Source organism: Nocardia sp. 348MFTsu5.1 (assembly GCF_000383535.1).
GTDB lineage: Bacteria > Actinomycetota > Actinomycetes > Mycobacteriales > Mycobacteriaceae > Williamsia > Williamsia faeni.
In genome coordinates this window covers 447899-470849 of record NZ_KB911510.1, presented here as the reverse complement: position 1 = coordinate 470849, position 22951 = coordinate 447899, and the positions used below count along the sequence as shown (strand labels likewise).

Genomic DNA, 22951 nt, shown 5'->3' with positions numbered 1-22951 from the left:
CGCTAACGCTCTTCGCCCGAATTTGCGCCCGGCGCGCCGCCATTTGACGGAAGAACATTGGAGTATGCCGGCGGCGTCGTCGCATCGGCCGGCGGTGCGGCCGTGGGTGCTGTGGTCGTCGGTGCGGATTGTGCGGGCGTGGCGGTGCCTGCGTCGGGGGTGACCGGTGTTCCCTGAACGGGAATACCCTGGACCGGAATGCCTTGAGCCCCAGGTGTTGTCGGAGTGGCTGCGGCATCATCGGCAGGCTTGGCGGCCGTCGGTTTCGGCCCGTTGTTCATCGATGGAGCTTTGACACCCTCGGCGGGCTTGATCTCCCCGACAACCGTGGCGCGCCCATCGGCTCCGACCACCAGGCGAGCTTTGTCATTGCCGGGGATCATTCCCAGTTCGCCTGCCTTTTCGGATAATTCAGGCGCGGAGTCCCCCGACTCGTATTCCTTCTTGAGAGCGTCACGACGGTCGGACAACTGTTCGTTGTAGGCACGTTCCACCCCGAGCTGATATGAGTCCTGGGCAGACATGGTGGACAGCCACAGCGTGAGTGCCAGTCCGGCCAGCAACATGCCGACGACGACAACCGCGAACGGGACCCGGCGCATCGCCGCGGCGGGCGCGGTCCGCACGCGCGTCAACAACGTCGGTTTCGCGACCGGAGCGTCCGGCTTGTCGGTCCGTTGCCAGTGGCGCGATGTGGACGAGACAGCCTCGGCACCAAGGCGTTTGCGGCGGCGCTCGAGCGCCTTCTCCGCGGCGGCCGAACGCTGCCTGGTCCCACCCGGGGTACGGCTCCCTTGCGCACCGGAATCGCGGCGTCGCGCAGTGGTGAGCTGGTCGTCGGTAACCGTCATTTCTTCCCCCCCGCTATCCGCTCGATGACCCGGACCCGCACCGATGCGGATCGCGGGTTGTACTCGATTTCCTCATCCGAAGCCTGTTCCGCTCCCCTGGTCACCAGCGCGAAATCCGGTGCGGTTCCGGGCAGGTCGACCGGGAGGCCCGGCGGGGTCCTCGACTTGGTCCGTTCGACGAACTCACGCTTGACGATCCGGTCCTCCAACGACTGGTAGGACATGATCGCCAGGCGACCACCCACGTTCAGCACCGAAAGCGCCGCGGGCAGAGCGGCCTTGAGCGAGGTCAGTTCGCCGTTGACCTCTATTCGCAGGGCCTGGAATGTGCGTTTGGCCGGATGCCCACCGGTACGTCGGGTGGCGGCCGGAATGGTGCGATACAGCAGTTCGACCAATCGGCCACTGGTGGTGAACGGCTCGATCTCACGCTCACGCAGGACCGCGGAGGCGATCTTGCCCGCAAACCGTTCGTCACCGTACTCCGATAGGACACGGGCCAATTCGCCATGACCGTAGGTGTTGAGAACGTCAGCGGCGGTCAGCGGATCGTCGGCATTCATCCGCATGTCCAGTGGCGCATCAACCGCATAGGCGAACCCGCGGTCGGGCTGATCGAGTTGCATCGAGGAGACGCCGAGGTCGTAGAGTGCGGCGTCGAACTTCTTGACACCGGCCTGCTCGAGGGCGTCGTCCACCGCGTCGTACCGCGTGTGGACAAAGGTGATCCTGTCGCCGAACGGAGACAGTCGCTCACGCGCGAGATCCAAAGCGTTGATGTCCCGGTCGATACCGATGATCGCGACTCCGGGAAACCTCTGGGCGATGAGTTCGGTGTGGCCGCCGGCGCCGAGCGTGCCGTCGACATAGATTGCGCCGGATCCGTCGGGACTCTGCCGGGTGATCGCCGGCGTGAGGAGTTCGATCATCCGCTCGGCCATCACCGGGACGTGCCCGAAGGGGCCATCGGCGAGCTCCACTGTGCTACCTCTCGTGCGGTCCGGGTGCGCCAATTGGCCGGCAGGTGTGTGGGTGGATCCTGGTCCCTGCCCGATCTCCGCACCTGGCGCTGGGGAAGTGCGTCAGGGGCGGGTTGTCGAACCTGGCGCTGGGGAAGTGCGTCAGGGCCGGATCGGGCAAAGGCCTCGATTCACCCACGTGGGTCTCCTGGTCCTCGGTCTCAGACCGTGTCCAGGACGTCGAAGCCCACGCTCGAGAAGTTCTCCTCGTGCTCATCCTGGTAATCGCGCCATGTCTGCGCGTCCCAGATCTCCAAGTGGCTGATATTGCCGATAACCACACATTCTTTGGCCAGGCCCGCATAGCGGCGATGATCCGGGGACAGTGTTATGCGCCCCTGACCGTCTGGCCGCTGCTCGTCGGAACCCGAGCTCAATTGACGCCGAAAGGCCCGAGCAGCAGGATCGTCCTTGGGTGAACTCAACACTCGTTGAGCCAACTCGAGGAAGTCATCCCGGATGTGCACTGCAAGGCTGCGGTCCTGACCTTTTGTGATCATCACCCCTCCTGCAAGTGCGTCTCGGAACTTTGCGGGAAGCGTGAGCCGCCCCTTGTCGTCCAACTTGGGTGTGTAGGTGCCGAAGAACATAGCGCTGGCCATGTGCCGTCACCTCCAACCCCATGGTTGATGGGAAAATCCGGTTCTTTCCCAACAACGAGCACCACTGTACCCCACAATCCACCACTTTCCACCCCAAATCACCCCGCCGCGGCCGTGTGCGCCCAGCTTCCGCAGGTAGAGACCATGTAGTCGGTGGGGCGTAGATCCTGGATCGGCGAGTCCACGGGCGTTTTGGACAGGTTTTTGGAGCCTCAGGGGTCACTCCAGCCCCGTTTCGGCGATCGAGCCGAGGCTGTGGGAGAAAGTGGGGATTTGGGTGGAATGTGGGGCGATTGCCCTGAACACCACAAAAAGGCCGTGTATCGCGATGCGATACACGGCCTTCTATGTCAAACGTGCGGTGGAGTTCTACTCCTGCTCGAAGCGGCGGTTGAACCGCTCTTCCATGCGCTCAGAAAACTTGCGGCCTTGCTTGTGTTCGCGGCCCGACGACCCGCCTCGCGACGACCCCGAAGAACCTCCGGGAGTCGGTCCGCTACGCGTACCCCACAACGCCATCAGCCCGGCACCGAACATCACCAGGAAGCCGATGAGGCTGACGATGGGGAATCCGCCGATCTGTACCTCGATGACAACTCCCCCGACAAGGAGGACCAGTCCGACAAGGAACAACACGGCAGCCTGCAGTCGACGGCGCGCAGTGGAGCCGCGATAGCGACGCGACCGTACGTTCGACGCAAACTTGGGGTCTTCGGCGTACAGAGCGTTTTCGATCTGTTCGAGCATGCGCTGCTCGTGCTCTGAGAGTGGCACCCGCCCCTCCTTCAGCACATGGTTTCGGTAGAGCTTCCGGAGGAGACATTCCGGCTGCCCGGACCCACAACGGTGGACCCACCTCTGATGATACGAGGTGTTGGAACTTCCAACCACCATTCCCTGCGACAAGTTGGTGAAATTTGGTCCGATAGCAGTAATTTCAGAGCCTTCAGGCAGCACCGGCAGGCATATTCGACGGTTTCCCTCGCTCGATCCGCAGGATTTCCATCTCGACCACGTGCAAGAACTCGTCGACCTTGGGCCGCAACTGGGCGATCTGTTCATCGGTCACCGACCGAATTCCGGCCTCGGTGTCGGCACGGAGACGAGAGAGCCCGGCAAAGTAGGTGGCCCACCCCGAGAGATCGGGCATCGCCTGCGGCAGCCGCGCCCATGCACTGCGCGATCCACGGCGTCGGGTGGGATGCTCGGAGACGGCAAGGACGGCGCCGGCCGCCCGCAGTGCCGATTGATACAGAGCACTGAACGCCTCGGCCGAATCGGTGACGATATCCGACTCTCGCAGACGCGATTCCGCGCGACCCAACAACTCATGGGAGGCGATGATCTGAGTCGGTTCCGGCAGCCTGGCCACCCGGGTGGCCCGTCCCGTCGAGGCCGCTGCGCCGTTTCGAGAGACACGTGTGGGGGTTCGTGACATCGGCGCCATCTCGGTCCTCCTTCGCCGGATCGTCTGTGTCTGTGCGGGGTCGGCTCGGTGGCCTACGCTTCCCTCGTCGGCCACCGAGCCGCCCTCACGTCGTAAGCGGGTACCGATGCGGCTTGCGCCTTTGCGGAGGTTGAAGCCTCGAACACCCGTTCGACAGATTCAATATACCTAACGACCCCGACAACCCTCAAGCGAAAAAGGCGGAAACTTCTGTGCCCATCCGGATCGCCGACCTCACGGCACACGATGCACAGAGCTGGCTGCCCGACGCGTTGAGCGTCTACGTGACCGCGATGAACTACCCACTGGGCACCGAAGTGCAACGGGCTCCCCTGTGGCACGAACACATTCAGCGACCCGGGTGGCAGGCCGTCGGCGCGTTCGACTCCCTCGGTCCGGCCTCCGGCCGGGAAACCCTGGTGGGGATCGCGTACGGATACAGCGGCGCGAACGACCAGTGGTGGAACCAGCAGGTGCGCAGCGGACTGGTTCGCGCAGGCAGCAGCCGCGAGCGGGTCAGTGCCATCACCGACAGCTACTTCGAGTTGACCGAACTGCACGTGCATCCGTCCGCCCAGGGTCAGCAGATCGGCGAGGCGATCCTGACGCGTCTGCTCGACGGCCGTGACGAACCCCAGGTTCTGCTCTCGACACCCGAGGTGGATGCGGAGAACAACCGGGCCTGGCGTCTATACCGACGACTGGGTTTCGCAGACGTCTTGCGCGGCTTCAGCTTCGCCGGTGACCCCCGGCCCTTTGCGGTGCTCGGCCGGGCCCTCCCACTCAGATAGCCTCCCTCTCAGATAGGTCGTCATGATCGACACACTTGTCATCGGTTCCGGACACAACGGCCTGGTGGCTGCCTGCTACCTGGCGGCGGCGGGTCAGCGGGTGAGGGTGCTCGAACGGGACAGCGTCGCCGGCGGCGCGGTGTCCACGGTCGAGCGGTTCCCGGGCTATCGCGTCGACCGTGGCTCCTCGGCCCACCTGATGATCCGGCACACCCCGATCCTCGAAGAACTATCGCTGGCCGATCACGGCCTGCGCTACATCGACTGCGATCCCTGGGCGTTCTGCCCCGCGACCGACAACGCTCCCCCGATCGTCTTCCACCACGACCTCGAGAAGACGTGCGCGTCGATCGAGGCGGCCTGCGGAGCCGGAGATGCTCACGCCTACCGCGGATTTGTCGAGGTGTGGGCGCGGCGGTCGGCCGCGATGATGTCGGCCTTCACCTCTTCTCCGTCACCTCTGGCTCTCGGCAAGGCGTTCTGGGGGCTTCCCGCACGTGTCCCCGCTAAAGGCGCAACGGCCGGCGCCGCTCTCTCGCAAGAGTTCCTGATGTCGGGAAATGCGCTCCTCGACAGCTGGTTCGAATCCGAACACCTCAAGACGGCGCTGGCTTGGTTCGGTGCGCAGTCCGGTCCACCGATGAACGAGCCCGGAACCGCACCGATGGTCGGCTTCGCCGCGGCGATGCACACCATTCCCCCGGGCCGGGCCGTCGGCGGCAGTGGCGCACTCACCGAGGCCCTGATCCGCAAGCTTCACGACGACGGCGGTGAACTCGCTTTGTCGGCCGCCGCGACAGCCATCGAGAAGGAGGGCGACGGCTGGCTGGTCCGGACCGCCGACGGTGACGTGCATCGCGCCCGATCGGTGATCAGCGCCTGCCACATCCTGACCACGTTGGACCTGTTGCGGGCGGGTGGATTCGATCGCACCACCGCCGATCGGTGGCGGGCACAGATCCGGATCGGTGGCGGTATCGGCATGGCGGTCCGCCTCGGGGGCACCGCATTGCCGCAGTACCCCGGGCTGCCCGACGACACGTCGGTGCACGGCGGGCTGGGTCTGCTGGTGACCGATCGTGGACATCTGGCCCGGGCGTACGCCGACGCCACCGCAGGAGACCTCCCGCGTCGTCCGGCACTGATCGCGATGAGCTTCTCCGCCATCGACCCGACCCTGGCACCACCCGGACGGCACCAGACCAGCCTCTGGGCGCAATGGCACCCCTACCAACTCTCGGGTGGCCGCAGCTGGACCGACCTCGCGGCCACCGCCGGCCAGGAGATCATCAACGAATTGGACCGGCATGCACCGGGATTCGCCGAGTCGATCGAACACACCTACGTCCAGACGCCCGCCGATCTGGAATCCGAACTCGGGATGACCGGCGGCAACATCATGCACGTGGAGATGTCGCTGGATCAGATGCTGATGTGGCGTCCCCATCCCGAACTGGCCAGGCACCGGGTGCCCGGTGCTCCCGGAATCGTGCTCGCCGGCGCCTCGACCCACCCCGGCGGTGGTGTCAGTGGCGCCAGCGGGCGCATCGCGGCAAGTGCGGTCCTGTCCGACCGGAGATCCCCTTTGGCCAGGATCACCCGCGGCCGATGGGGATGACCACCACACTCACATCCCAGCGGCCCACATTGCTGTGGGCCTCGGCGATCCTGCTGGCCGGATCGATCGCCGCACAGATCGTCTATCCCCTGGTCGACGGGGTCGCCCGCGATCGGGCCACCGTGGTCGTGGTTGTCGCCGCGGCCGCCGCGATGCTCGCCCATGCCACATTCCGGCTCGGTCCACCGCGGGCGGTCGCGGTCTTCGCGGCAACGGCCGGTGTCGGATGGACCGCGGAAATCGTCGGTGTCGCCACCGGATTTCCGTTCGGCGCCTACGCCTACGCCACCGACCGGATCGGGCCATCGGTTGCCGAGGTCCCGGTGATCATCGGACTGGCCTGGACCGCAGGCGGTTACAGCATGTGGTGGATCAGCGCGCTGGTCAGTCGCCGTCGCCCGATCCGGATCGCGCTGGCCACCGTCGGGATGGTCGGCTGGGATCTCTATCTCGATCCCCAGATGGTCAGTGCGCGATTGTGGACCTGGTCCACCGAGGATGCCGGGCTGCCCGGCATCGACCAGATCCCGGTCACCAACTTCATCGGCTGGGCCGGCGTCGCGTGTGTCATGTTCGTGCTGCTCTCCCTCATCGACCCGAAACCTGTCACGGTGACACCGTTGACGTCGGTGGCACCGGTGGGCTGGTTCACCTGGACCTGGCTGGGCTCGGCGCTGGCATTTCTGGTGTTCCTCGACGATCCGGCCCTGCATGCGGCAGTCCCGTACGGGTTGTTCGGGATGGGGATCCTGGGAGTTCCGGCCGCGATGGCACTGGCTCGCCGGATCCGATCAGGTATCAACTGACCCGATCAGCACGGCCCTCCTCACGCGCCGGCCCGGCTAGTGGCACGATAGCTCCGTGCCTGAGATCACCCGACATAGCCGCAGACGCGGACCCGTGAGCCGCCGCGGACGCGGACCCGTCAGTTTGGTGTTGCTCGTGCTGGCTCTGTTCTGTGGACCCGCACTTGCCGCCTGTTCTGATGCGCCCGCCCAGTACGGCGACCGGGTGTGGGGTGCGATCGTCCTTGCCGAAAAGGACATCGGCCAGGAAAAAGGCCCGCAGATCACGGTCCCGCCGTCACTCGAGTCGGTGGTCAGCGCCACCGAGTTCAAGCGCGACGGACTGATCGGTACCCGGGCAACGTACACCGAAGCCACCCTCGGCCAGTTCGCGCAGCTCGGCGAGCTCGTCGACAACGCCTACCCGGATGCACCGGTCACCATGGACCTGCTGGCACAGCGACGCGGCGACGCCGTGACCTTCCGCGGAACCGCCGACCTGAAAGGGCTGGATCCCGACAACGATTACGTCGAGTTCTCGATTCAGTTCGCCGGACCGATCACCGCCACCAACGGTCAGCAGGACGGCGAGGACGCGGCCTCCTGGAAACCGGAGATCGGCAAGGCCACCCCGATGACCGCAGAAGCCCACTACCCCGAACCGGGATCCGCCGCCTTCGCCGGCTGGACGGGCCTGATGGCCGGCATCGCCCTTGCTGTCGCCGTCGTGGTGGTCGCCCTGGCCTGGGTCAGCCGCGATCAGTCACCTCGCCCTGGTGCCCCGCAGAAGCGTTCCCATGACGCCCCGCGGCAATCCGTCGGTGGGACGAACAACCGGGGTAGCGGGACCGACGGCAGCGGGACCCCACACTGATCGGCTGGCTGCCGCCGGTGGTGTCGTTGACCAACACGGCCCTGGCCCTGGCGAACTACCGGCGGTTTCGCTCGCTGCTCCAGACCGCGGGTCCCATCGACCGGCCCGTGTGGGTTCTGGTGCCGGCTCGTGACGAGGCGACCCGCATCGCCGCGATCATCGGAGATCTGCGCGCCCAGATCGGGGTCGACGACCTGCGGGTCCGGATCTGCGACGACGACTCCACCGACGGAACCGGCGCGGTGGCCACGGCCGCGATCGCGGGCGATCCCCGATTCGAGCTGTTGACCAACCGGCAATCCCCGCCTCCGGGTTGGACCGGCAAAACCCACGTTCTCGATCTGCTCACCGCCGACATCGACACCATTGGGGATCACACCGGCTCAGACGCCACCGCCGAAAACATAACGGTGATGTTTGTCGACGCCGATGTCCGGCTGCGACCGCACGCCGTCGCCCGCGCGGCCCAGACGAGTGGCCGGGTAGGTGGACTTCTCACCGTCTGGCCCGCCCAGGTCGCGCAATCCCCACTCGAACAACTGGTCCAGCCCTTGCTGTGCTGGTCGTTTCTGGGATCGGTCCCGCTGGCGGTCTCGGAAAAGCTGCGACCGCGGTCGATGGCGGTGGCCAACGGGCAGTTCCTGGTCAGTTCGGTCGCCGACTACCGCCGCGCCGGCGGTCACCGGGCGGTCCGTGCCGATATCACCGAAGACCTCGCACTCGCCCGCCGCTACCGCGATGCCGGACTGTCGTCGTCGGTCCGCGCCGGGTCGGACGTTGCGAGTTGCCGGATGTACGAGGGCACCGCCGACACCTGGCAGGGCTATCGCCGCTGGCTGGGCACCGAATTCGGCGGACCGGCCGGAGCGGTGGTTGTCGCTGCGGTGATGGGGACGGCCTATCTACTCCCCTGGTGGCAACTGATCACCGGTCGTCGCCGCGCGCGAGCGGCCGTTGCGGTGGCCGCGGCGACAACCTCACGACTGGTGGCCCGGCGGGCCGAGACCGGTACGACCACCGCAGCCGACGTGTTGTCGGCGCTCGCACATCCGGTCGCGGTGTCGGTGGGCATCACCGCACTCGCGGACTCTCTGCGATCACGTCGCCGCGGTACCCTCGCCTGGAAAGGGCGAACACTCACCACCGGTGAGTAACCACCGCCGACCGTGCCGAACGGGCCGCCGAGCGTGCCGTAAATACCGCCCAGCGTGCCAATAGTGTTCGCGCACTTACAGTTTCGGCACGGTCGACGGTCCGTTCGGCACGGTCGACGGTTCGGTCGGCGGCCCGTTTGGCACGGTCGACGGCCCGTTCGGCACGGTCGATGGCAGTCAGGCGGCGATCGAGTTCATTCCGAGTCGTTCGAGGACCTCGCTGGTCGCCTTCGCGAAGTTGAGGCTGCAGAAGTGCAGGCACGGCACACCCTCGTCGATCAGACGTTGTGCCATCTCGGTCGCCAGATCGATACCCACGGCGCGCACCGATTCCCGGTTCTCATCCGGGCCGTCGCCGGCAGCGTCGGACAGTCGCTTCTCGACATCGGCCGGGAGCACCGAACCGGAGAGCTCGACCATGCGGCGAACCGAGGCGAGTGAGGTGATCGGCATGATGCCGGGGATCAGCGGCTTGGCACCCTGTTCCGGATCGGCAGCGTTGACACGGTCCCGCAGTCGCAGGAAATGTTCGACGTCGAAGAACATCTGAGTGATCGAGTACTGTGCTCCGGCACGCAATTTCGACACCAGGTACTTGGTGTCGTGATCGAGGTCCGGTGCCCGGTGATGACCTTCCGGGAACGATGCGACACCGATGTTGAAGTCGCCGAGATCCTGCAGGAGACGCACGAGTTGTTCCGCGTACTCCAGCCCCTCGGGATGCTTGACCCAATCACCCAACGGATCGCCCGGAGGGTCGCCACGCAGCGCGAGGATGTTGGTGATGCCCTGATCGGCATAGCCGCCCGCCATGGACCGCAACTCTTCGATGCTGTGGCCGACGGCCGTCAGATGCGCCACCGGCAGCAGCGTGGTCTCGCGAGCCAGCTGCCCGGTGATGCGCAGTGTGCGATCACGGGTGGTGCCGCCGGCACCGTAGGTCATGGAGACAAACGCCGGGTTCATTCGCTCGAAGATCCGCACGGTGCGCCACAGGCGTTCCTCGGCCTGCTCGTCTCGGGGCGGAAAGAACTCGACCGAGAACGGCACCGGACCCGCGTGGGGTTCGGTCAGCCGCTTCACGATCGACGATTGCGTCATCTGCGAACTCACCCGGCAATTATAGGGTGACGGCGAAGCGGTGCATAACCGTTGACCGCCCCCGGCAGCCGCTGCGTCCCGCCGTAGGGTGGGTGACGTGGCAATCCAGTCCCTGACCGACGTTCCCGCCGCGACCACCGACCTGTTGCAGAGCGTTTTTGCAGAACGCGCATCCACGGCTGCCGACATCGGTCCGGGGTTCGAAGATGCGGTGAGCGCGATGTCCGCATTTGTCCTCCGCGGCGGCAAAAGGGTCAGACCGACATTTGCCTGGGCCGGCTATCGGGCCGCCGGGCCGATCCGCAGCGATCCCGATCGGCTGCTCTCGGTCTGCGCCGCCCTGGAACTGGTGCAGGCCTGCGCACTGATCCACGACGACATCATCGATCGCTCCGACACCCGGCGCGGATTCCCGACGATCCACCGCGAGTTCGAGGCCCGTCATCGCGAGGCCGGCTGGCGCGGTGACGCCGCCGACTACGGCGAAGGCGTGGCGATCCTGCTCGGCGACCTGGCGCTGGCCTGGGCCGACGACCTGGTGACCGAAGCCGGATTCGACCCCGCGATGCACCGCTGCGTGTCGGCGATCTGGCGAGGTATGCGCACCGAAGTTCTCGGTGGGCAGTTCCTCGACATCGCCACCGAGGCCTCCGGTGATGAGACATCGGCGGCCGCCTACCGCGTGATGCGGTTCAAGACCGCCGCCTATACAGTCGAACGCCCGCTGCACCTCGGTGCTGCCATCGGCGGCGCCGAACCCGACCTCATCGAGTCGTTGCGTTCGTTCGGCACCGACATCGGGATCGCCTTCCAGCTGCGCGACGACCTGCTCGGGGTCTTCGGCGATCCGTCGATCACCGGCAAGCCCGCCGGGGACGACATCATCGCCGGAAAGCGGACCGCACTGCTGTCTGCGGCGCTGGGCAAGCTCGATGCCCACGACCAGAACGCGGCCGACGTGCTGCGCGGGCGGGTCGGCCGTGCACTCACAGCCGACGAACTCGCACACACCTTGGCGATCATCACCGACAGCGGAGCCGTCATCGACGTGGAACAGCAGATCGACGATCTGGTGACCAGTGCGCTGGCCACCTTGACCTCGAGCAGCGCGACCCCGTCCGCCAAGGCCGATCTGACCGACCTGGCCACTGCGATGACCCGCCGGCAATACTGATGCAACGCACCACCATCGGCCCCAGCAACCGGATCGTTGTCGTCGGCGGCGGGTTGTCGGGACTGACCGCAGCCCTGTATCTGCGCGGTGCGGGCCGTGAGGTGACCGTCCTCGAGGCAGCCGAGACACCCGGTGGACGCGTCGCCACCGAGACCGTCGGGACCAACCGATTCGACACCGGCGCAACAATTCTCACGATGCCCGAGCTCGTTCACGCACCCATGTCCGCAGTCGGCATCAACGCCGACGAGGCGGCGCGGCGACTGGACCTGATCGACGTCGACCCGACCTATCACATGCGATACGCCGACGGCACCACACTGAACCTGCACCGCGACATCGACGACCTGGCCGCCGCCATCGCCGACACCTTCGGCAATGATGCCTCCGACGGCTACCGCAACCTCACCGACTGGCTGGCCCGGTTGTACGAAGCCGAGTTCGACCGGTTCATCAACCGGAATTTCGATTCGGCCATCTCGATCGCCAGGGACCGGAAAACCCGCACGGCGGCAGCACAATTGGTGCGTCTCGGTGCACTCGGCAAACTGTCGTCGACGGTCGGTCGCCACATCACCGACGAACGACTGTTGCGCGCCTTCACCTTTCAGGCCCTCTACGCCGGGGTGCCACCCGAGCGCGCCCGTGCCGTGTACGCGGTCATCGCACACATGGACATCAGCATGGGCGTCTATTACCCGCGCGGCGGGATGGGCCGGGTCGCCGAAGAGATGGTCACCGCGCTGACCGGGGCCGGCGGTCGCTGCGAACTCGGAACCGCCGCGGACCGGGTCGAATGGGACGGCAACCGGGTGCAGGCGATCGGGACCTCCGACGGCCGGCGCTGGCCCTGCGACGCGGTTGTCTTCACCACCGACACCCCCGTCACCCGGCGACTGCTCGGGGACAAACCGACCGGACGATCCCGCAAGATCGTCTACTCACCGAGCGCAGTGGTCGCACATGGTGTGGTCCCGACGTCGGTGACCGCGCACTGGCCGGGCGGGCATCACACGCTGGACTTCGGCGCGGCCTGGTCACAGACCTTTCGAGAGCTGACCGCCCGGGGCGGCCGCGGCCGACTCATGAGTGATCCGTCGCTGCTCATCAACCGTCCCGGACTGTCCGATCCCGACCACTCGATCACAGCTGCCGGAGAGTCGGTGACGGTGCTGGCTCCCTGCCCCAACCTCGATTCCGCACCGCTGCCATGGCGCGAACTGTCGCGGCCGTACGTGAACGAGGTGCTTGCAGTCCTCGAAGCCCGGGGATACCACGGGATCCGCGACACCTTCGAGATCGCCAAGGTCGACGATCCGGGTACATGGGCGGCCAAGGGTATGGCCGCCGGCACCCCTTCTCCGCAGCCCACACCGTCCGCCAGACCGGACCACTGCGAACCCCCAACCTCGTCCGCGGAACCGACAACGTGGTGCTCGCCGGCAGCTCGACGGTGCCCGGGGTCGGTATCCCGCCTGTCCTGGTCTCGGGTCGCCTGGCCGCCGCCCGCATCACCGGTGACTAGTGTCGCGAGTCGAAAGTTTCTTGCCTGGATTCGAACGCCGGAGACTGCAAAAGAACTTTTGACTCGAGGCACTAGGATCATCGAGATGTCCACGCCCGCCACCGCACCGCAGCCGGCCACCCCGAAGTCGGTGAACACAGTCGGCTGGTGGACCGGGTTCTCGATGCGGCGGTTGCGGGACTTCTGCGCCACCGAGATCGGGCGCCACATGGTGCTCGGATTCATCGGTTCACTCCTGATCACCGTCGGGAGTTTCGGCGTCGGAGACATCCCCCGCAACAACACGTCGTTGCAGAGCATGAACCTGTCGTGGATGTACTACGGCCACGGAAAAACCCTGAGCACCATCGCTTTCTGGCTCGGCGTCGCGTTGATGGTGATCGCCTGGGTTCGCCTCGGACGAACCCTGAGCGCGCAGAACACCAACCGCACACCGGCATCGGTCATCGGCTGGGCGTCGCTCGCCTGGACCGCACCGATGCTGATAGCCGTACCGCTCTACAGCCGCGACGTCTACGCCTACCTCGCGCAGGGTGCGCTGCTACGCGACGGCTTCAATCCGTACTCCGATGGTCCCGTGGTCAACCCGGGTCCACTCCTCGACTCGATGGCACAGGTCTGGGCGACCACGACGGCGCCCTACGGACCGGGCTTCATGACGATTGCCCGCGCGGTGACCACGGTGACCGGCGACAGCGTGGTGGCCGGCGTTCTGGTGATGCGACTGGTCCTGTTGCCCGGCCTGCTCCTGACGCTGTGGGCCCTGCCGCGCCTCGCCCGCCGATTCGGCACCGAACCGTCGATGGCGCTCTGGATCGTGGTGCTCAACCCCATGGTGCTGATCCACCTCGTCGGTGGACCACACGTCGAGCTGTTGATGATGGGTGTGCTGATCGCCGGCGTCACCATGGTCGTCGAAGGACGTCACGTCGCCGGGATGAGTGTGCTTGCGCTGGCCGCCGCGATCAAGATCACCGCAGGCGTGGCGATTCCGTTTGTGCTGTGGATCTGGTTGGCGCACATCCGCGCCGAACGTCCGGTGCGGACCGGTGACGTGGTCAGGGTGCTGGCTTGGATCGCCGGACTGAGCGCAGTGATCTTCGGCGCGCTGACGCTCGTCGTCGGCCACGGATTCGGCTGGTTGCTCGGACTGACCTGGGCCGACAAGATCATCAACTGGCTGACCGTCCCCACCGCGGTGGCTCACCTCATCACCTATGCCGCATCACCGTTCACAGCGTTGCCGTTGCTGCCCGTGCTCGACGTGGTCCGCACCGTCGGTTCGGTGATCCTGGCCGCGGCACTCGTTGGTCTGTGGCTGTGGTTCCGCAGATCCGAGCGCGACGCGGTCAAGGGTATGGCCTGGGCAATGTTTGCCGTCCTGATCCTCGAACCGTCCACGCTGCCTTGGTATTACACCTGGGCACTCGTTCTGGCCGCCGCGTTCGCCCTGGATCGCCGGGCCATCGTGGCGATCATCGTGTTCTCGGTGTTCCTGTTGCAGGTGTTCGGCCCGACCGACGAGATCTTCATGTACGAACTGACCGATGTCCTTCAGGCGCTGGTGTTGTCGGCGTTGGCAGGGTGGTCGTTCCTCCGGGTCGATCCGCTGCGGCTGCGCCGCCTGACCCGTGGGAAACCGTCACCGGCCGGATCCCTGACTGCCACCGAGGCCCCGACATGACCGACGCACTCGGATCCGCATATGAACACTGCCGGCAGCTGACCAAGGTTCATGGACGAACGTATTACGCCGGTACCCAACTGCTTTCGAAGAACCAGCGAAACGGCGTCTACGCACTGTACGGCTTCGCCCGGATGATCGACGACATCGTCGACATCGAGGAGGGACCGGACCGTCTCACGCACCTCGATGCCATCGAAGCCGATCTCGCCGCGGCACTGGCCGATCCGGCCTACCGCTCCGAGCTGCCCGAGGTACTGGCCGTCGCCGATACCGCCGCTGCGTTCTCCATCGACCACCGGTACTTCGAGATGTTCATGCGCTCGATGCGAATGGACTTGCCCGAGAGTCCACTTCACGTCAGCCGCTACCGGACCATGGAGCAGCTCCGGGAGTACATGTACGGGTCGGCCGGTGTGATCGGTCTCCAGATGCTCCCGATCCTGGGGACTGTCGTGCCGATATCGGAAGCGGTCGAACCGGCGCGGGCGCTCGGCGACGCATTTCAGCTGACGAACTTCATCCGCGACCTCGGCGAAGATCTCGACCGCGACCGGATCTATCTCCCCACCGACGAACTCGCCGCGTTCGGCGTCGAGGAATCGATGCTTCGGCGGTGCCGTCGGACGGGACAGGTCCCACCCGAACTGCGCCGGGCCCTGGCACATCTGATCGCGGTGACCCGCGCCGAATACCGGCTCGCCGAACCGGGTATCGATCACCTGACTCCGGCCAGCCGGCCCGGGATCCGCGCGGCGTTCACCATGTACCGGGCGATCCTCGACGAGGTCGAGGCGAATGGTTACCGGGTACTGACGCAACGAGTTCGGGTGCCGCAACCGAAACGCCTCGCCCACGTCGCCGCGGCACTGGCACCGTGGCGTTGATGAACACACGCCGATCGTGGCCGGCAGCACATCTCGAGGAGGCTCGCGCGTTCAATGCCGCGAAGGGTCCGATGCGCGGGCCGCAGAATTTCGATGAACTCCGGGAAATCCGCGCCCGACGAGCCGAACAACGACCGGCGACCGACCCGGACGCAGTCGCCCTGATGGCCGAGGCGGAGGGGCGGCGGGTGCCGGTCCGGGTCTTCGCCCCTCGCGACGCCGCTCCGAATGGCATCTATCTCGACATTCATGGTGGCGGGTTCTACATGGATTCGGCTGAGCGCTCAGATGCCCGCAACCGTCAGCTGGCCGATGGCCTCGGTGTCGCCGTGGTGAGTGTGGACTATCGCCTGGCACCCGAAAGTCCTTGGCCGGCAGCCCCCGACGACTGCGAAACAGCTGCATGGTGGTTGCTCGATCACGCCGCGGAGCGATTCGGTACGACCCGAATGGTCATCGGTGGGGCGTCAGCGGGGGCAACACTCTCGATGACGACACTACTGCGGCTACGTGACCGCAGTCGCAGCGAGGAATTGTGCGGCGCTGCACTTCAATTCGGAACCTACGATCTCAGCGGCGGCACCCCCGCCGGCCGACTCATCGCGGACGAGTATTTTCTTCAGGCCTATGTCGGTCACGTCGACGACAGGACCGCCCCGGACATCTCCCCGGTCTTCGCCGACCTGCGCGATCTGCCACCGACGCTGCTGGTCATCGGAGACAAAGACATTCTGCTCGAGGACAATCTGGCCATGTCGGCCGGACTGTCCGCTGCCGGCAACGACGTCGATCTCCGGATCTACCCGGAATCGCCACACGCCTTCACGTCCCACCCCACGGCGCTGGCTGCGACCGCGCGCCACGACATCGAATCCTGGATCGCCGAGCGCATCGCGAACCAGGGGCGAGCGACGTGAGTCAGAACGCTTCGGCCTGCGCCCGGCGGACCATCTCGCGGGCCTGATGGCCATGCAGTGCCGTTGCGGGCGTGATACCCAGATCGTCCTGCACGGTGAACATCCACCGCATGATCTCGTCGCGGCTGAAACCGCCGTCGAGCAGAACCTTGATCAGCCCGGTGAGGTGCTTGACGATGTCTGAGCCGTCGAAGAACAACTCCGGGATCGCGACCTGGCCGTCGCGGCGAACCGCGAGCAGAGTGTGGTCGGAGATCATGTTCAGGACTTTGCTGTTCGAAAAGCCCATTCGGGAGGAAACCTGAGAGACCGACAGGACGTCGACGTCAGCTGGAAGAGTGTCTGGGGAGAGCGGTACGGAACCCACGGTCAAGAGGGTACCGAGCCAGTGGTCAAACCGTCGAATCACTCACCTGAGCAGGTCGCCGACCGCGTCGTGACCGATTCTCGATCCCGCATCGCTAATGTGGACTCGGTTCGACGTCCCCGCCGAATTTTCACACCATCAGGAAGGCTTCGACACGGTGAACGCTCCCTCCGACGTGCTTTTGGGTGCGCTCCTGGAGCGCAGGTACCGCATCGACGCACTTATCGCCCGCGGCGGAATGTCCAGCGTCTATCTCGGGATGGACCTACGTCTCGACCGGCCGGTTGCGGTCAAGGTGATGGACCCGCGGTTCTCGGCCGACCCACAGTTCCTGGCCCGTCTCGAATTCGAGGCCCGCTCGGTGGCCCGGCTCAAGGATCCGGCCCTGGTTCCGGTGTACGACCAGGGCGCCGACGGCGACTACGCGTTCCTGGTGATGGAACTCGTCGAGGGTGGCACGCTCCGCGAGCTGCTGCGAGAACGCGGACCGATGCCACCGCACGCCGTCAACGCGGTGACCGCACCCGTTCTCAGCGCGCTGGGCGCGGCCCACCGGGCCGGGCTGGTCCACCGCGACGTCAAACCGGAGAACGTCCTGATCTCCGATGCGGGCGAGGTCAAGGTTGTCGACTTCGGACTCGTCCGGGCGATCGCCGCAGCGGGCATCACGTCCAGCAGCGTCATCCTCGGAACCGCGGCCTACCTCTCCCCCGAACAGGTCGAGACAGCGTCGGCCGACGCTCGTTCCGACGTCTATTCGACCGGGATCCTCGTCTTCGAAATGCTCACCGGTCGAACGCCGTTCACCGGCGATACCGCCCTGGGCCTGGCATACCAGCGACTCAACAACGACGTGCCGGCACCGAGTTCACTCATCGCGGGCGTGCCACCCGAGTTCGACGACTTCGTGCTGACCGCGACCGCCCGGGACCCGCAGGACCGCTACCGCGACGGCGATCACATGCGTGAGGTCCTCGACGAGATCGCCGCCGATCTCGAACTGCCGTCCTTCACAGTGCCGGCCCCGAATCGTTCGGCCGAACGCGACACGGTGGTCGCCTTCCGGGACCGGAAGATGCCACCGGCCGCAGATCCGGACATGACCGACCCGATCCGGGCGGCCGCCCCGGCAGCGCCCCCGGCCGGCCGAAATCCCACCCGCGTCCAGACGTTGCCACCTGACACCCGTGGCTCCACCCACGCGCCCCCGAGCGGCCACCCGGACGATCGTGGACATCCACCGGGTCCGCCCGGCCCGCAACAGACGTCGCAGGTGCTCGCGCCACACATAGCCGAATACGAGGAACGCCGGCGTAAATCCCGCCGCACCGCGATCATCTGGGTGCTCGTCGTGGTGCTGATCGCCGCATTGGTCGGTGTGGGTGGATGGTGGCTGGGTTCGGGCCGGTTCACCACGGTCCCCGACATCAGCGGTATGGACCGGGTGGCCGCGACATCCGCGATCGAAGACGCCGGACTCGATGTCGTGGACGAACCGACGTTCCACAACGAGATACCGGTCGACGAGGTGATGTCGGTCGAACCCGCCGCCGGCACCCGCGTCAGCCGGTTTTCCGATGTGAGACTTGCCTATTCGGTCGGTCAGCCGAAGGTTCCGGAGATCAATACCGGGACCACGCTGCCCGCAGCCGAGAAAGTTCTGATGGAATACACCCTGGTACCCGAGGTGACCCGGCAGCAGTACAGCGCCACGGCGCCGAAGGGCACCGTGGTGTCGCTGACCCCCAACTCGGGAACGACCGTCCCGGTGGGAAGTTCAGTGCAGATCACCACCAGCCGTGGACCCGAACCTGTTTCGGTACCGGATGTGGCCGGACGGGATCAGGCCGAGGCCATCGCACTCATCAAGGGGGCCAAGCTCAAACCCGGTTCGGTGACCACCCGGTTCAGCCCGGACGTCGACGGCGGCGACGTGATCGGTACCGAGCCGGCGGCCGGCCAACTCGCAGATCCCGGCAGCACGGTGACCCTGGTGGTCTCCGACGCCATCACCGTGCCGGACCTGTCCGGGCAAACTCCTGCCGATGCCCGTCGCACCCTGCAGAACGCCGGTCTGATCGCCGAGGACGGCGGAACGTCGACCGACGGAAAAGCCGAGGCCGGCGCCATCACCACGGCCAGCCCGGCATTCGGCGCCCGCGTCGATCCCCGCAATCCGGTGGTCAAGATCTTTGTGTCCGACGCGGTGTCGGTACCCGATGTCACCGGGGACACCGTCGGGACCGCCAAGAAGAAGCTCTCCGAGGCCGGGCTCGAAGTGAACAGCCACGGTCTGACCGGTTCGAACATCTCGATCGTGGTGAGCCAGAGCCCCGACGGCGGATCCCGCGTCAAAACAGGTTCCACCGTCGACATCACGTCGATTCCCTGACGGACGTCGATCTCGGGGCCAGTGCGTCAGTGGGTCAGCGGGTCAGCCGCGCAGCATCTCCGCGACGAGGAACGCCAACTCGAGTGACTGCTGGGTGTTGAGCCTCGGGTCGCACGCGGTTTCGTAGCGGCCCGATAGATCCAGATCGGAGATGTCCTGTGCTCCACCGAGGCATTCGGTGACGTCTTCACCGGTCAGTTCGATGTGAACTCCGCCCGGGTGGGTACCCAGCGCGTGGTGAACCTCGAAGAATCCCTGGACCTCGTCGACGATGCGGTCGAAATGACGGGTTTTGTACCCGGTGCTGGCCTCGTGGGTGTTGCCGTGCATCGGATCGCACTGCCAGATCACCTTGTGTCCGGTTGCCTCCACGGCGGCGACAATCGGAGGCAGGACCTCGCGGACCTTGGAGTTGCCCATCCGCGCGACCAGGGTCAGGCGGCCGGGCACGTTGTGCGGGTCGAGACGCTTGACGTATTCGACGGCCAGTTCCGGCGTGGTACCCGGGCCGATCTTCAGGCCGATCGGGTTCGAGAGTAGTTCCGCGAAGGCGATGTGCGCGCCGTCGAGCTGACGGGTGCGCTCCCCGATCCAGAGGAAGTGTGCCGACAGGTCGTAGAGCAGCTTGCCGCCCTCGGGATCGTCCGGGTTGTCGGCCAGACGCAGCAGAGCGCGTTCGTAGTCGAGGACCAGGGCCTCATGCGAGGCGTAGATGTTCGCCGATTCGAGATTCGAGTCGCGGACGCCGCAGGCATCCATGAACTTGAGACCACGGTCGATCTCCGAGGCGAGTGCCTCGTAACGGGCACCGGCCGGCGAGGTCCGGACGAACTCCCGATTCCAGTCGTGCACCCGGTGCAGGTCCGCATGCCCGGCACCGGACAGCGCCCGGACCAGGTTCATCGCCGCGCTGGCGTTGGCGTACGCGCGGACCAGCCGGGACGAGTCGTGTTCACGCACCGCCTGATCGGGCGGGAAACCGTTGACCATGTCGCCGCGGTACGACGGCAGCCCGAGAGCGTCGGTGTCGGACGAACGGGGCTTGGCGTACTGACCTGCGATTCGTGCGACCTTGACCACCGGCAGACTGGCACCGTAGGTGAGCACGACGGCCATCTGCAGCAGTGTGCGGATGTTGCCCTTGATGTGCGGTTCGGTGTTGTCGGCGAACGTCTCGGCGCAGTCACCGCCCTGCAAAAGGAACGCGCGACCGAGCGCGACCTCGGCGAGCTGGGACTTGAGCTCCTCGACCTCGTTCGGCAGGCAGATCGGCGGCACACTCTCCAGGACGGTCCGCATGGCGCGGGCCTTGTCCTCGGCCCAACTCGGCTGCTGCAACGCCGGTTTGCTGATCGCCTCGGCGAAGCGCTCGGCCAGGTCGCCGGGCAACGGCGGCAGCTCGGGAAGTTCATTCAGAGGAACATCTACGGTCCAGTTCACCACCCCAACAGCCTAGTGCCCAGGCCCGCGGAGACAAAGACGCGGTCACACCTGCCGAGAACCGAGCGACGCCTCGATGGTCAGCCATTTGTTCAAATTGTGCCGGGCGTCGGCGAGCGCGTCGTGCGCATCTTCGGGGGCGTCGGGCAGTTCCGGGCGACCGTTGAGCTCCCAGTGCTGCCTGAGCTCCCGGGTGTAGCGCGGCATCACCCGCGGCAGGGCGGTCATCGGACCCCAGAGCTGACAGAGCACCACATGGTCGTAGGCGCCGACCCAGGCCCACAGCTCGATCGTGCCTTCACCCTCGTTCAGGAACTCGAGGAGTTCGGTCCGGATCCGGCTCCGGCTCCGCCAGGCCTTCGACGCCGGCGACGGCAGCTTGGGGAGCACGTTCGCCCGGACCCACGGTCCGGCCTTGTCCGGGTTGAACTCGGTCGAGACCGCATAGAACTCGCGGCCGTCCTCGGCAACCATGCCGATCGACACCAGGTCGATGGTGTGGCCGTCCTCGATGAACTCGCAGTCGTAGAAGTATCGCACCGCCGGGCTCAGGCGGCCGGTGAGGTGGAGGCGGGCGGTGCGACCGGCTTCTCCTTGAGGGATGCGGCGTACACATCGACGTACTGCTGGCCCCCGAGGCGCATGAGTTCGTACATGATCTCGTCGGTGACAGCCCGCTCGATGAAACGGTTGCCCTCCATGCCCTCGTACCGGCTGAAGTCGAGAGGCTTGCCGATCTTCACCGTGATCCTCCCCAGGCGCGGAATGGTGGTTCCGGGCGGATTCAGCTCACTGGTGCCGACCATCGCAACCGGGATCACCGGGACACCACACTCCATCGCGATCCGCGCCAGCCCTGTCTTGCCCTTGAAGAGGCGGCCATCGGGCGACCGCGTGCCCTCCGGGTACATCGCCATCAGGTCACCGCTGTCGAGCTTGCGCTTGGCCGCGGACAAAGCACCGGCCGCCGCATTGGCCCCGGTGCGGTCGATCGGGATCTGGCTCGACGCGCTGAAGAACCAGCGCTGGAAGGCGCCCTTGGCTCCGGTTCCGGTGAAGTACTCGCTCTTGGCAAGGAAGTACATCCGGCGCGGAACCATCAGCGGGAGGTAGAAGCTGTCGACAACGGCGAGGTGGTTGCTGGCCAGGATGGCTGGCCCTGATGCCGGAATATTCTCCAGTCCTTCGACTTTCGGCCGCCCGATAAGCCGAAGGAACGGTCCCATCAGGATGTATTTGAAGACCCAGTACCACATGTCTTCCCACTCTCTGACGAGTTGCTGAACTCCCCGCCGCTGTTGCCGAAACCGAATACGACTGCAAACTTTACCCACCCGGCCGGGGCGGCGTCATCGCCAAGGTCTCGGTGCGCGCGACCTGCGCGGCACCGATCATCCCGCCGGCCTCCCCGAGTTGCGTCCCGCGGATCCGCGCCATCCGGCGATGCCCGGCACCGGTGAGCAGCGCAGAATAATGCTCCCGCGCCTCATCGAGGTACAACCCCGACGACGACCCCACACCGCCCGCGATCACCACCAGATCCGGGTCGAAGACGTCGCCGACCATTGCCAGCCCCAACCCCAGCCAGCGCGCGAAGTCCGCGAACGCGGCCAGGGCCAGCGCGTCGCCGTCGTGGGCCGCGGCGGCGATCCGGCGGCCGGTCAGGGAACCCGGATCTTCCATGCTCTCGCGGGCGAGCTGGCTGTTCCAGTCACCGCCGTCGGCGATCATCTCGACGACGGTGTCGACCAACGCCGTACCGCTGCAATATCTTTCCCAACATCCGTATTTGCCACACGAACATGGCCGACCGTCCGGCATCACGCGTAGATGCCCGAGTTCGGGCGCCACACCGAAGCTGCCGCGATAGATCTCACCGTCGATCAGGAACCCGGCGCCGATTCCGGTACCGATCGAGACGACCACCGTGTTGCGCCCCCGACCCGCGCCGAAGTGATATTCGGCGACCGCCGCGGCGTTGGCGTCGTGCTCGAGGAAGACGGGCAGCCCGACCCTGCGGCTCATGTCTTCGGCGACCCGCGCCTCACGCCATGGCAGATGTGGTGAGAAGCGAATGGTCTGGCGATCCGCGGTGAGGAATCCGGCCACCGCCAGTCCCACCGACGTCACATTCCACCGGCTGGTGAGTTCGGCCACTGCGCGATCGAGTCCGGACTCCAGGGCCGCCTCGGTGCCCGGGGTCGGCGCTCGGACCGTGTCATGGACCTGTCCCTGCTCGTCGACGACGGCCGCCCGGATACTGGTGCCACCGATGTCGATGCCGATCGCCAGGTCACCGCCGAACTCCCCGCCCATCCGGATG

General features: G+C 66.1%; 21 protein-coding genes. 10 read left to right on the top strand and 11 right to left on the bottom strand.

Annotated features, from left to right (window positions below; translation table 11 throughout):
- Positions 1-2: 2 nt before the first annotated feature.
- The 5 genes from H290_RS27860 to H290_RS27855 form a co-directional block, all read right to left on the bottom strand.
- Positions 3-851 carry a hypothetical protein gene (locus tag H290_RS27860; RefSeq protein WP_020105779.1) on the bottom strand — a complete coding sequence of 283 codons (849 nt, stop codon included), beginning with the start codon at positions 849-851 and terminating at the stop codon, positions 3-5.
- A complete protein-coding gene (gene rsmH, locus H290_RS0105530) occupies positions 848-1831 on the bottom strand; it encodes a 16S rRNA (cytosine(1402)-N(4))-methyltransferase RsmH (RefSeq protein WP_020105778.1) in 984 nt (327 codons plus the stop codon). The genes H290_RS27860 and rsmH overlap by 4 nt, the downstream gene beginning before the upstream one ends.
- 200 nt (positions 1832-2031) lie before the next feature.
- Positions 2032-2460, bottom strand: a complete 429-nt coding sequence (mraZ, locus tag H290_RS0105525) for a division/cell wall cluster transcriptional repressor MraZ (protein WP_028462825.1) — start codon at positions 2458-2460, stop codon at positions 2032-2034.
- Positions 2461-2841: 381 nt separating this feature from the next.
- On the bottom strand, positions 2842-3246 hold the full coding sequence (locus tag H290_RS0105515; RefSeq protein WP_020105775.1) for a DUF3040 domain-containing protein: 405 nt from the start codon (positions 3244-3246) through the stop codon (positions 2842-2844).
- Between the two features lie 172 nt (positions 3247-3418).
- Positions 3419-3919 (bottom strand): SAV_6107 family HEPN domain-containing protein, encoded by a 501-nt coding sequence (locus H290_RS27855; RefSeq protein WP_155976696.1) that lies wholly within the window; start codon positions 3917-3919, stop codon positions 3419-3421.
- A 212-nt stretch (positions 3920-4131) separates the two neighbouring features.
- On the opposite strand from H290_RS27855, the gene H290_RS0105505 reads away from it, so the two are divergent.
- The 5 genes from H290_RS0105505 (at position 4132) to H290_RS0105485 (ending at position 9141) form a co-directional block, all read left to right on the top strand.
- Positions 4132-4710 carry an N-acetyltransferase gene (locus H290_RS0105505; protein WP_020105773.1) on the top strand — a complete coding sequence of 193 codons (579 nt, stop codon included), beginning with the start codon at positions 4132-4134 and terminating at the stop codon, positions 4708-4710.
- Positions 4711-4732: 22 nt separating this feature from the next.
- Positions 4733-6328 (top strand): NAD(P)/FAD-dependent oxidoreductase, encoded by a 1596-nt coding sequence (locus H290_RS0105500; RefSeq protein ID WP_020105772.1) that lies wholly within the window; start codon positions 4733-4735, stop codon positions 6326-6328.
- Entirely contained in the window at positions 6325-7134 is an 810-nt protein-coding gene (locus H290_RS0105495; RefSeq protein WP_020105771.1) for a carotenoid biosynthesis protein, read from the top strand. The genes H290_RS0105500 and H290_RS0105495 overlap by 4 nt, the downstream gene beginning before the upstream one ends.
- 94 nt (positions 7135-7228) lie before the next feature.
- Positions 7229-7987: a hypothetical protein gene (locus tag H290_RS30085; RefSeq protein WP_020105770.1), complete on the top strand. Its 759-nt coding sequence runs from the start codon at positions 7229-7231 to the stop codon at positions 7985-7987.
- Positions 7988-8013: 26 nt separating this feature from the next.
- On the top strand, positions 8014-9141 hold the full coding sequence (locus H290_RS0105485; protein WP_196809501.1) for a glycosyltransferase: 1128 nt from the start codon (positions 8014-8016) through the stop codon (positions 9139-9141).
- Positions 9142-9318: 177 nt separating this feature from the next.
- Here the strand turns inward: H290_RS0105485 and H290_RS0105475 are convergent, their stop codons facing one another.
- Positions 9319-10242, bottom strand: a complete 924-nt coding sequence (locus H290_RS0105475) for a methylenetetrahydrofolate reductase (RefSeq protein WP_051121878.1) — start codon at positions 10240-10242, stop codon at positions 9319-9321.
- An 88-nt stretch (positions 10243-10330) separates the two neighbouring features.
- Here H290_RS0105475 and H290_RS0105470 point away from each other — a divergent pair, with 88 nt between their 5' ends.
- Genes H290_RS0105470 through H290_RS0105455 form a run of 4 tightly spaced genes read left to right on the top strand, consistent with a single transcriptional unit; the run spans position 10331 to position 16429 of the window.
- A complete protein-coding gene (locus tag H290_RS0105470; protein WP_020105766.1) occupies positions 10331-11416 on the top strand; it encodes a polyprenyl synthetase family protein in 1086 nt (361 codons plus the stop codon).
- Positions 11416-14625 (top strand): alpha-(1->6)-mannopyranosyltransferase A, encoded by a 3210-nt coding sequence (locus tag H290_RS31575; RefSeq protein ID WP_020105765.1) that lies wholly within the window; start codon positions 11416-11418, stop codon positions 14623-14625. Before H290_RS0105470 ends, H290_RS31575 begins: the two co-directional genes overlap by 1 nt.
- On the top strand, positions 14622-15512 hold the full coding sequence (locus H290_RS0105460) for a phytoene/squalene synthase family protein (RefSeq protein ID WP_020105764.1): 891 nt from the start codon (positions 14622-14624) through the stop codon (positions 15510-15512). Before H290_RS31575 ends, H290_RS0105460 begins: the two co-directional genes overlap by 4 nt.
- The gene (locus tag H290_RS0105455; RefSeq protein WP_036518231.1) at positions 15512-16429 is read left to right on the top strand and encodes an alpha/beta hydrolase; all 918 of its coding nucleotides are present in this window, start codon (positions 15512-15514) and stop codon (positions 16427-16429) included. The genes H290_RS0105460 and H290_RS0105455 overlap by 1 nt, the downstream gene beginning before the upstream one ends.
- Before the next feature lies 1 nt (position 16430).
- Here H290_RS0105455 and H290_RS0105450 read toward each other — a convergent pair whose 3' ends face one another.
- A complete protein-coding gene (locus tag H290_RS0105450) occupies positions 16431-16796 on the bottom strand; it encodes an Rv2175c family DNA-binding protein (RefSeq protein ID WP_028462820.1) in 366 nt (121 codons plus the stop codon).
- Between the two features lie 157 nt (positions 16797-16953).
- On the opposite strand from H290_RS0105450, the gene pknB reads away from it, so the two are divergent.
- On the top strand, positions 16954-19188 hold the full coding sequence (pknB, locus tag H290_RS0105445; protein WP_036518228.1) for a Stk1 family PASTA domain-containing Ser/Thr kinase: 2235 nt from the start codon (positions 16954-16956) through the stop codon (positions 19186-19188).
- A gap of 42 nt (positions 19189-19230) precedes the next feature.
- Here pknB and H290_RS0105440 read toward each other — a convergent pair whose 3' ends face one another.
- From H290_RS0105440 to H290_RS0105425, 4 genes are all read right to left on the bottom strand, one after another.
- Positions 19231-20631 (bottom strand): class II 3-deoxy-7-phosphoheptulonate synthase, encoded by a 1401-nt coding sequence (locus tag H290_RS0105440; protein ID WP_020105760.1) that lies wholly within the window; start codon positions 20629-20631, stop codon positions 19231-19233.
- Between the two features lie 42 nt (positions 20632-20673).
- Entirely contained in the window at positions 20674-21168 is a 495-nt protein-coding gene (locus tag H290_RS0105435) for a polyadenylate-specific 3'-exoribonuclease AS (RefSeq protein WP_020105759.1), read from the bottom strand.
- Positions 21169-21176: 8 nt separating this feature from the next.
- Complete coding sequence (locus tag H290_RS0105430; protein WP_020105758.1) at positions 21177-21884, bottom strand: 1-acyl-sn-glycerol-3-phosphate acyltransferase; 708 nt, start codon at positions 21882-21884, stop codon at positions 21177-21179.
- 70 nt (positions 21885-21954) lie between these two features.
- Positions 21955-22944, bottom strand: coding sequence for an ROK family protein (locus H290_RS0105425; RefSeq protein ID WP_036518226.1), 990 nt, complete (start codon positions 22942-22944; stop codon positions 21955-21957).
- Positions 22945-22951: the final 7 nt, after the last annotated feature.

Excerpts from the sequence above, each read along its gene's own strand:
- H290_RS27860 (WP_020105779.1), bottom strand. The coding sequence starts at position 851 with ATGACGGTTACCGACGACCAGCTCACCACTGCGCGACGCCGCGATTCC.
- mraZ (WP_028462825.1), bottom strand. The coding sequence starts at position 2,460 with ATGTTCTTCGGCACCTACACACCCAAGTTGGACGACAAGGGGCGGCTC.
- H290_RS27855 (WP_155976696.1), bottom strand. The coding sequence starts at position 3,919 with ATGGCGCCGATGTCACGAACCCCCACACGTGTCTCTCGAAACGGCGCA.
- H290_RS0105500 (WP_020105772.1), top strand. The coding sequence starts at position 4,733 with ATGATCGACACACTTGTCATCGGTTCCGGACACAACGGCCTGGTGGCT.
- H290_RS0105495 (WP_020105771.1), top strand. The coding sequence starts at position 6,325 with ATGACCACCACACTCACATCCCAGCGGCCCACATTGCTGTGGGCCTCG.
- H290_RS0105475 (WP_051121878.1), bottom strand. The coding sequence starts at position 10,242 with ATGACGCAATCGTCGATCGTGAAGCGGCTGACCGAACCCCACGCGGGT.
- H290_RS31575 (WP_020105765.1), top strand. The coding sequence starts at position 11,416 with ATGCAACGCACCACCATCGGCCCCAGCAACCGGATCGTTGTCGTCGGC.
- H290_RS0105460 (WP_020105764.1), top strand. The coding sequence starts at position 14,622 with ATGACCGACGCACTCGGATCCGCATATGAACACTGCCGGCAGCTGACC.
- H290_RS0105455 (WP_036518231.1), top strand. The coding sequence starts at position 15,512 with ATGAACACACGCCGATCGTGGCCGGCAGCACATCTCGAGGAGGCTCGC.
- H290_RS0105430 (WP_020105758.1), bottom strand. The coding sequence starts at position 21,884 with ATGTGGTACTGGGTCTTCAAATACATCCTGATGGGACCGTTCCTTCGG.
- H290_RS0105425 (WP_036518226.1), bottom strand. The coding sequence starts at position 22,944 with ATGGGCGGGGAGTTCGGCGGTGACCTGGCGATCGGCATCGACATCGGT.